Annotated in this window: 13 protein-coding genes; all 13 read right to left on the minus strand. The window is 41.4% G+C overall.

Annotation, left to right across the window (positions count from 1 at the left end):
• On the minus strand, positions 1 to 498 hold a 498-nt coding region (locus tag WC623_RS24520), incomplete at its 3' end, for a LamG-like jellyroll fold domain-containing protein (RefSeq protein WP_372856170.1).
• 14 nt (positions 499 to 512) lie between these two features.
• A complete protein-coding gene (locus WC623_RS24525; protein ID WP_372856172.1) occupies positions 513 to 968 on the minus strand; it encodes a hypothetical protein in 456 nt (151 codons plus the stop codon).
• 12 nt (positions 969 to 980) lie between these two features.
• Positions 981 to 1,223, minus strand: a complete 243-nt coding sequence (locus tag WC623_RS24530; RefSeq protein ID WP_372856174.1) for a hypothetical protein — start codon at positions 1,221 to 1,223, stop codon at positions 981 to 983.
• Between the two features lie 18 nt (positions 1,224 to 1,241).
• Positions 1,242 to 3,734 (minus strand): hypothetical protein, encoded by a 2,493-nt coding sequence (locus WC623_RS24535; RefSeq protein WP_372856176.1) that lies wholly within the window; start codon positions 3,732 to 3,734, stop codon positions 1,242 to 1,244.
• A gap of 231 nt (positions 3,735 to 3,965) precedes the next feature.
• On the minus strand, positions 3,966 to 4,394 hold the full coding sequence (locus tag WC623_RS24540; RefSeq protein ID WP_372856178.1) for a hypothetical protein: 429 nt from the start codon (positions 4,392 to 4,394) through the stop codon (positions 3,966 to 3,968).
• A gap of 11 nt (positions 4,395 to 4,405) precedes the next feature.
• A complete protein-coding gene (locus tag WC623_RS24545; RefSeq protein ID WP_372856180.1) occupies positions 4,406 to 5,356 on the minus strand; it encodes a phage tail tube protein in 951 nt (316 codons plus the stop codon).
• Positions 5,343 to 5,495 (minus strand): hypothetical protein, encoded by a 153-nt coding sequence (locus WC623_RS24550; RefSeq protein WP_372856182.1) that lies wholly within the window; start codon positions 5,493 to 5,495, stop codon positions 5,343 to 5,345. The genes WC623_RS24545 and WC623_RS24550 overlap by 14 nt, the downstream gene beginning before the upstream one ends.
• A gap of 9 nt (positions 5,496 to 5,504) precedes the next feature.
• Positions 5,505 to 5,951, minus strand: coding sequence for a hypothetical protein (locus WC623_RS24555; protein WP_372856184.1), 447 nt, complete (start codon positions 5,949 to 5,951; stop codon positions 5,505 to 5,507).
• Positions 5,952 to 6,248: a hypothetical protein gene (locus WC623_RS24560; RefSeq protein WP_372856186.1), complete on the minus strand. Its 297-nt coding sequence runs from the start codon at positions 6,246 to 6,248 to the stop codon at positions 5,952 to 5,954. It abuts the gene before it with no gap.
• Positions 6,248 to 6,631, minus strand: coding sequence for a hypothetical protein (locus WC623_RS24565; protein ID WP_372856188.1), 384 nt, complete (start codon positions 6,629 to 6,631; stop codon positions 6,248 to 6,250). Before WC623_RS24565 ends, WC623_RS24560 begins: the two co-directional genes overlap by 1 nt.
• A 1-nt stretch (position 6,632) precedes the next feature.
• The gene (locus WC623_RS24570; protein ID WP_372856190.1) at positions 6,633 to 6,821 is read right to left on the minus strand and encodes a hypothetical protein; all 189 of its coding nucleotides are present in this window, start codon (positions 6,819 to 6,821) and stop codon (positions 6,633 to 6,635) included.
• A 4-nt stretch (positions 6,822 to 6,825) separates the two neighbouring features.
• On the minus strand, positions 6,826 to 8,634 hold the full coding sequence (locus WC623_RS24575; RefSeq protein ID WP_372856192.1) for a phage major capsid protein: 1,809 nt from the start codon (positions 8,632 to 8,634) through the stop codon (positions 6,826 to 6,828).
• A 292-nt stretch (positions 8,635 to 8,926) separates the two neighbouring features.
• A partial coding sequence (locus tag WC623_RS24580) for a hypothetical protein (RefSeq protein WP_372856194.1) occupies positions 8,927 to 9,141 on the minus strand: 215 nt, incomplete at its 5' end.

The following is a 9,141-nucleotide window of genomic DNA, read 5'->3' on the forward strand; positions in this document are numbered from 1 at the left end:
CAATGCCCCATTTCTATACATTGTTACCGCTGTCCCGTTTTTAACTACTATATACTGATACCAGGTCCCAAGCACAGGCAGAGCATTACCATAGGTTTGAATATGGGTACCACCGCTCACAGTGGTATATATTAAGCCGTGAGTAGCGTTCATATAAATATAATAGCCATTAGCCTCTCCGTCTATCCATTTACTGATAATATGAGGTGGTGCCTCTGCAATACTATTAAATTTAATACGGAACAACCAAGTGGCAATGTTTCCTAAATTTGTTGATGCAGAATCTGGGATATTAACAAAGTCATCCGTGATAAAATCAAGTCCCCGCCCGAATGGGGTTTTAACCCAAGTAGCACCATTTATAGTGCCATTGTTATTCTGTCCACTAATATCCCGCAGGGTAGTTCCGCCGCCTTCAAAAACAGGATAGCACGCAACAAGCCCTTTCGCCAAAGGATTGCCTCGTTGCAAAATGGGCATGTCTGGTTTTACTATCATAATTTGCTCATCCCCTATTGGATTTCTGGAATATAATACTCATAAGTAACACTATGATTTGCTTCAGTTGCATTCAAGGCATTTGCAGAGGCATTTTTGATAATAGGCACCCAGTCCGCACCAAGAACGCCTATAATTGCAGTATCAAACGACTGTGGTTTGGCTTCATTTATGGTTGCTGTGGTTACTATAGTGCCTAATTGGGTGCTATTTGTTACCACTATAGTTCCTTTTGCATCTGCAGCGTTATCATCACGCACCGTGCCATTGCCTCTGGCTATGTATATCTCGTATAATTGCCCTGCCACTACCGTTGCCCCTTGTGTTAATTTCACAGTTATTTTAGCCGCAGGGTATCCATTTGGATTAAGAATCCTTGCTGCTTGGACAGCACTACCCGCCCCCAGACTTGCCAGTGTAAAGTCTGCACTTGCTACTGCGATATTCTTTGTTATAATTAGATTTGCCATTTTATACCTCCGTTAATATTTTTTTGCTCTCGCCACATCTGTAATATCTATCACATTAGGCACATCAGCAATGCCTACTAAAATGATATTTATACGAGGTGCAAAAGCGTCTCTAATTACTCTTTCTTTGTAATAGGGTTCATTTAACAATTTAGCTATTTCCTCATTGCTCTTCCCCTTATACCCTAATCCTTCAGGGTCTTTCTCAATCTCCTCCTTGATTCTTTCAAACATTTCACTTTGCAAATTCATCATAACCTCCTTAAATAAAATCTATCTTACTCCGTCATTTACGGCTTTTTGTAGTGAGGGAATTATTTCCCTTGCAAACGCATCGTGATCAACAAGAGAACCGTACACATATACATTCACCGCCACAGGTCTTGCGGTTTCTGCAGGGGCTACAGGAGTTGGTGTGATTGTTTCTCTGGGGGAAGGTATGCCTGTTGGGGAAGGCAATCCTGTTGGTGTTGGCATCTTCATCGCACTAATCTGGTCTAATCTTGCTATGCCTGCAGCCACAGCTATTGTAGCCATAGCAGCTCCTCCAATAGGACCACCCCATTTTGCCCCAAAAGCATAAGAACTTTGTGCCGCTCTAATTGTGCCTATAATAACTTCCAACTTTGCAAATGCCCTGTAAACATCAAATGCTTTTTGGCTTTGTTGTCCTGTTGCCGCATAAAGCGAATAGGCAATGCCAGCAAGCATTCCAGCGGTATTCTGGGCAATGGCTATTTTCTGTTGTGCTTCAAGCCTGTTTACATCAGTGGTCGCAGTAGCTATGCGTTGGTTTAATCCGATTGTAAATGCAGCATCTTCGGTTGTCAAATCTCTTTTTTGATTTATAAATTCTGTCAACTTTTCAATCCGCTGGCTGTAAATATCTTGGTCCATCATAACATCTGTTATCCCTTGCATACCAGCCGTTACCATACCAAGCCCTCTACCAGTCTCCCCCTCAACCTTGCCAGCCAGTTCGTTCATTTGTCGCGTAGTATCTTTGTAGCCTTCTACTGCCCTTTTCTGTTCTTCCTTCTGTGCTTGCAATAGAATATCTTTGATTATCTCCGTTCTTTTTTTCGTGCCGACTACTTCAATCTCTGTTTTTTGGTCAACATAAGCTTTATCCTTCTCAAGCAAAAATGCGTTAATCTTCAGTTGCTCTTCAACCCATTTATTAACATTGTCTATCTTCTGCCGATATTCGCTTTTTCCTACATCTGCTAAATTGTCTGCAAGCTGTGCCCTGGCTTCCAAGACTTTCTGATTCGCTTCTAACTTTTTCTTGGTTTCGGCATCCGTCATTGCCTGTAATTGCAAATTATAGGTTCTTTCAAGTTCTACTGTCCAACCAAGCACCTTTGCTTTTTCTTTATACTCTTCCAGCAGTTTGACTTTGTCGTATTCAAAACTTGAGAGGGTCAGTTTGTTGGTTTGGTCTGTAAGCCAAGTCTGAGCGTCAAGGGTTTTCTGATTTTGTCTTTCTTCTTCCTCAGCCTTTTTAAGTCTTTCGGCTCTTGCATCCTTTGTAAACTCATCGTCTATTTTCTTTAACTCCGCAACTACCCACGCTTCAATTTTCGCTTTATTTGCTCCAGCTCTAAACCATTCTTCTCCTTGTTTTATAATAAGGTCAGTAGGAGAAAGAGTGGCTTTATCAATCAGGTCTTGGATTTGTTTGTTCAGGTCTTTGATTTTGTCTGCTTTATCTGTTTCTGCTCCAGCCCCTGGCTTAACTCCTGCTCCAGTTTTAGCCGATGCTCTTGCAAGGTCTTCAGCTTTAGCAATCATAGCTATAAGATTGTCTAATCCTTTCGTGGATAAATCAACAGCTTTTCCCCAATCTTCTTCAGCTATTCTTCCCATTTCCTCAGCCAACATTTTAGCTTCTTCTCGTATTTTTTTGGTAATACCAATTTTAGAAATCACTATCTGAAACCCCTGAGCCATTCTAAAAAGTCCAGAAGTGGCGAGATAAAAAGCAGAAGTCAAGCCTTGTAATATTCCGACTAAACCAGCACCGCCACGAATAACAAAAAATCCCATTTGAAGGTTTAGGTCGGCTATAGTAACCCTTAACCTATCCATTTTATCCGCAGTAGAATCTGTGGTAGTTCCAAGCCGTTTTGTTATTTCTTCTCCTTTTGCCATAATAACATTAGCGGCAGCCTGTAGCTTTTCCATATCGTCAAGCTCTGCGGCAGTTTTGCCAATGCTTACAGCGTAATCTTTGTAAGCTCCTGTGAGGTCAACTATGATTCCCATTTGTTTTAGGGTTCGTTCTCTACCTGCTGTGGCAGCTTCGGTTATCATTCTGAAATTATCTGCGACCTTTGCACCTGTTACATTTGATGTGGTCTCGGCGATTTTCATAAAGCTCACAAGCTGGTCGGGATTCAACCCCATCATCAGAGATTTAGCCGATATACTTGCAGCGTCTGTCATAGACACAAGCCCTTGAGAGGCATCCTTGACGCTCTTTATAATTGTATCTGCGGTTGTGTTATATTGCCCAGCCAAAGCGTTTAGGGACATTCGCTGTTCTTCAAACTGTGCCGCCATTTCAGCCATATTCCACGCCTTGTTTACGGTTATCATAGCCCCAGCAATAGCAGCACTATAGCCCAACCAATGGGATTTGAGACTATTGACAATTCCTCCTGTGTCTTTTTCCATCTTTCTCATAGAGCCTGTAACATTCTGAATGCTTGTTATAGCTCCAGAGGGGTCTGCCGTGATGAGTATTTTTACTTCGTTAGCCATTTTGTTGTAGTTGCATTTTTAGGTTGCCAAGGTCAATCCATTCGTTAATAGATAATTCGTTTTGTTTGAAAGGATAGCCTCCAGACTGAAGGCAGTATAAATACCAGATGTGGTTAAAATATTCGGAAGGCTCGTGAGGGGTTTTGCTTTCACACTGAGAGCATAAAAATTCAAGATGGGGTCCCGCATTTTTAACACACTCCTTTTTTTTCTGAGGGGTGCAGCGGTCTTTTAGCCTTTGGATTTCTTCTGAAAAGGGGGGACATCATCTTTCTCCTCTATTTCAAAATCCGTCCCTGTGTCTATCCGTGCTCCCTCAAAGATTGTAAAGGCAAAAGTGGTAATGATGTCAGAGGCGGTTTCTTTTAAGAGGTCTTTCCAGTTTTCTTTGTAATTAGGATTCTCAGGTTCAGATGAGATAGCTTTTCCATCTATACCAAAACTACCCTCTGAAAATCCTGTTAGGATTCTCAATCCCATTTCAAGTCGTGCTTCAAAAGGGTTGATAATTACCTTCCTGCCCTGTCGCTTGACAAGTAAATGTTGATATTCAACCTCTTCCGATGTGGTCGGAGTCCTGTAGTATAACTCAATATCTGTGCCGCTTCTGGCGTCAAATATGCCTATCTTGTTTTTATCACTTAATTTTAAGTCTCTCATATTTTGCCTCCTTAATCAAATTTAAATTGCACTTCGGTGTTCCCTGCTACCATAGTAGGATTTGCTGAGAACTCAATAGCGTAGGTTACTATGCCTTCTCTTGCTCCAAACTTTGGTGCTTTCTTCATTGCGTTTGGAATTGCAACTATGAGCCTATTACCTGTGGTATTACCAACTGTTACGGCAATAGCTCCTGTTGTGCCTGCTTCCCAGGTTGTCAAAGGATTGTATGTCGCCAAAGCCACTACCTCAGGGTCACAACTACCGCTGATTTCTCTGGCTATACGAGAATACCGCAGAATGCCCGTGCTTGTATTGGCACTGGCTCGCTTAATAATAGTATTGGCAAGGTTTGTTTCTATGCTTTCTATGATTGCCGCATAAGTGTCAATTGTAAAGGTTGCCGACCTTAGAATTGGAGGAGTAATAGAATCACCAAAGGTTGGCGATGGGAAAGCTACTTCTGTGATAGAGGCTACACCACCCCAAAGACCTGTGAGTTCAAAATCAAACTTTGCTATCTCATTGGTTTTCATTGTGAGTTTGCAGGAATTCCCCACGCAACCCAGAGCTTTCCAAAGAAGACCATCGAGATAAAAATATACTGTATTTGATTCGATGTCCTGTGCAGAATTAGGGTCATAGGTAACATACGCTGGCGGACCAACCACTAAAGTCTGAGTAAATCCACACGCTCTGAGAATCGCTCCTATTCTTGGAGGGGTTGCAGCTGTGCCTGAGCCTCTAACCTCAACGCTAAAGGAAATTTTCACCCCAACACCAAGGGGAATATCCTTAAGTTTCCCCATATAAGGCAAAACCACTTCCCTTGCTTTGGTTTCCTCTATAATCTCAACCGTTGGCTTAGAAGTAAGAATGGCATCGGTTGCTATCACAGGGGCAGAATCCGTGCCATAGGTTGCCTCTATTTTTGCCAGTATCAATGCTCTACTTTCTAACATCGTCTTTTACCTCCACAGGCTTTTTCAAGCCCTTCTTTTTCTCTACTTCCAAATCTGCACGACCTTTCATAGCCTCATCGTTCAGGTCTGGTATCCGTTCCCCTTTTTCATCTAAAACAAACGCTCCTATATATTCCATATTTCCTCTTTATACTAACGGTGTATAAGGTTTCCATTCTTTCGTTCTGAAAAATACTGTGAACCTCATACTCACACCGCTTATCGTTTTATCTTTCTGGTCTATAATAATCTCATCATTGCCAGGGATAGTGTCAATAGCCAACCCATCCCATTGCGTATCCGTTCCGATTGCCAGAATAACATCCGCTATTTTCTTTCTAACTGCTGATATTGTCTCACTGGCTGTTACTATCTCAATTTCAAGCGTCAAATGATTTCTGTGTCCTTCTGCCTGACTAATATCATCGCTGGGGTCTCTATAGACCAGAGCAGGCAATTCAGATGTCGCAAAAGGTTCTACCCGCCATTCAAAAACACTGCTTCCCAGATTTGAACTGTAGCCATTAGCAACAAGGATTGTTTGTAACCGTGCTTTAACTTTGTCTAAAATCTGCTGTCTAAGTGTTTCTGCCATTTAGTCTTTGCTCAAAATCAAGATGGTTAATCCTGTTTTGTCGGGTTGAATACCTCTGACTTTATATGCCGTGTTATTTATTGTGATTGTCGCTCCGTGTGTAATGCCTATCACATCTGAATCTTTGACTATAGCCGATGGTGATGAGGTCTCTGCTTCAGAACCAAACACTTGCGAAGACTCAAACTCATCAAAAAATTGAACATTGAAACTGTTGCCACCATAAGCAGCAACAGTCCCAAGTTCTGAGGAGTTTAAGAAAATGTTTAAGTCCTCTGCGATAAAACTTCCAGGCATTAGATTCTCTGGACTTGCCCTGCCATTGTTACCGCCAGCCCATAAGTTGCACCTGTGCCAGTGATGGTGATATATATCCTCAAGTATCTCCTCACGGCTCTGGTGTCAATAGCCAGAGACTGCAAAGATACAGCAGTTGTTACTTGGGTAAATGCCTTTCCTGTGATGTCAGCAAAAGTGGTGTTGTTAGCTGAATCCTGTAATTTGGCATCTAAGGTTGGAGTTGTGCCTCCACCTGCTCCTGAATCAAGTATCACCTTCAGAACACCTTGATAATCCCTTATGTCCACTCCTGTGCCACTTATAGGAGATGCAGCCAATAAAGCCGTCCCCGCGTATAAGCTCGCAACAGATACTTCGTTATGCAAATCTAAAATCTTCATATTACCTCCGTCCCTTTGTCATTTTGACAATAGGTTTTGTCTCAATCTTCTCTTCTGAGCCTACATAATCCTCTACAAACTTATAACCTTTCAGAATTCGGTAATCTCCATCACTTATTTCCAGCACATCTCCAATCTTTCTTGGGGACCCTGCAACCATTACATCAGCTTTGAAAATTACCTTCTTCATCTTCTTACTGGTTTCCTGCGTCTGTTGATACCACAAAACTAACTGGATTTCTAATTGCTGAATCTGCCCATAGGGTTATGGTTATCTCAATCTGCCCTTTCTTCTTGAGACTATAAGGGTCAACCACTACATCAATTCCTGCCCAATCAGCAAGAATCAAATCAGCAAAGTTGCCAAAAATGACCTTATTATCTGGCACTTGGTTTGTGGCTTCTCCTCTGTAACCATTTACTTGTCCACCAATATTAGCTCCTTCCCAGAGGAATATTGCATTGCTTGCAACCTTCACAGTAGTTTTCCACTTGCCTCTAACTCCTGGAGTTGTAAGATATGCCATTGCACCTATGTCAGCATTTGCTGTGGCAACCAATGTTTCAAAGTCCACTACTTTAGCCCAAGTTGGGGCTGCGCCGAAAGTAACAGTCTGAACACCTGTGGTCTGCATAATACCAAGAGGTTGTCCGTCACTACCTGTGCCATTAATCGCAGCCAAATCTTTCGCCAGAGCAAGAACTCTCATTAAGTCCTCTCTTATAAATGATTCAATATCGATGCTGGATTGCATTAACAACTCTTTGGAATATGCTGTATCTCCAATCAATTTATGGGGGGTAAGCCCTAACTGTCCAAACGCTTGGTCTGTTGCTGTAACCTCACCAGTTTCTGGCAACCAATAGGCAGTAGCTCCACCAGATACTCTGGGGATAGCAATATTGCCTACTAATCCTGTTAGCTGTTTAGCTCCAAGCTGAGCCACAAGGGTTTTATTCCTGAGCAACTCAATCATCTCACCAGCCAGAAGCTCTGTGCCAACCGTGAATCCGCCTTTAGTTGCATCGGTAACATTCAAAGCCCTCTTCATCACATCTTGTGGCAAGAAAAAGCCTTTTGCAGATCTGCCTGCAATCTTTCCAGTTGCGTCACTGGCTTCCTTCTCTATTCCATCCAAAGGCTTCAAGTCGGCAATCTGTCTAATCGCCTTGACCAGACTATAGCTTCTGATTTCTTTGTCACTCATCCCAATCATAGGGTCTTGGTCTCTGGTCTCAATAGGCTTAGCCTTGTAAACCTTCTCAAGGATTGTCGCCCTAAAATCATCAATTGAGACGCTATCCTCAACTGCCTTCCGAGATAACTCAAGGCATCCGTGCTTATCACCTAATGCCATTATCTCCAATCCCCTCATTCTCTCTTCCTGTTTTGCTTTGTCCAGGTCTTTTATTTCTGTAATCTCCATTCTAACCTCCGTATCTTTTATTTCTTCATCTCTTTGCACAATGACCTCCATCAAATCCGTTTCTTGCGAACGTCCCACTCCAACTGTAATATCAGATGGCACGCTAACAAGAGATACCTCCAATGGCTCCCATCGTGTAATTCGGTATGTATCAACATCTTTTTCTTGCTTCTCAAGTTTCATTTCTTTGATTCTATAACCAACAGATATATTTTTTCGAATGCCATCAAGAACATCTTGAAAAATCTCCTCTGCTTTTGTGCTTTTCCCAAAACGAACCACAGCCCGTCCTTTTAATCCATCAATAGACACTTCCTCAATAACGCCTACTTGGTTTGTTGTGTCGTGGTCTATTAGTAATGCACCACCTCTTTTGAGTCTCCTCAAGTCAACAGATTTTGGTTGATGGTCAAGGATTTCTAAACCAAAAAACCTTTCTATCGGCTCTTCTGAGCTAAAAGAAAGGTTTACTGTTCGGCTTTCTGCAGTAATGTCTTCTTGCCTGATGTCAAAATCCCTGTAAAGTTTTCCTACTTTTATCATTTTAACCTCAATTCCTAACTTCCTAACTTCCAAAGTTCTAAAGTTAAATAAAGCATAAAGAGAAAACCAAACCTTGTCAAGAAAAATCTTTTATGAGATAATTTGAGAAAATGGTGTCTGAAAATTTGATTTTAATTTTCGGACTATGCTACTTGCAATAATTTTAATTCCTATCTATTTTTAGATAATCTTAATTAACTATTAAATAGTCTTAATCAACTATTAGATAGTATATCCTTTTTGACACTTTGCCCAGATTGCCTTTTAGGCACTTTGCCCAGATTGCCTTTTAGGCATATAGCAGATTGCCTTTTAGGCACTTTGCCTATCTTAATTTTGTTATTCTGAAGGCAGTTATATGTTTTTCGGATTTCTTTTTAGTTTCTTTATCTATCCAGTGCATTTGCCAAGTTTGAATCAGGTTTAATTCCTCAAGTTGTTTAATATCTCTGACAATCTGCCTAATGCCTATTTTTGTATCAGCGTGCAAATCTTTAATACTTCTAAAGAAAAAATCCTCATTCTTCCCTGTGAATCTAT

Origin of the sequence: Pedobacter sp., from assembly GCF_041645105.1 — a bacterium.
Classification (GTDB): domain Bacteria; phylum Bacteroidota; class Bacteroidia; order Sphingobacteriales; family Sphingobacteriaceae; genus Pedobacter.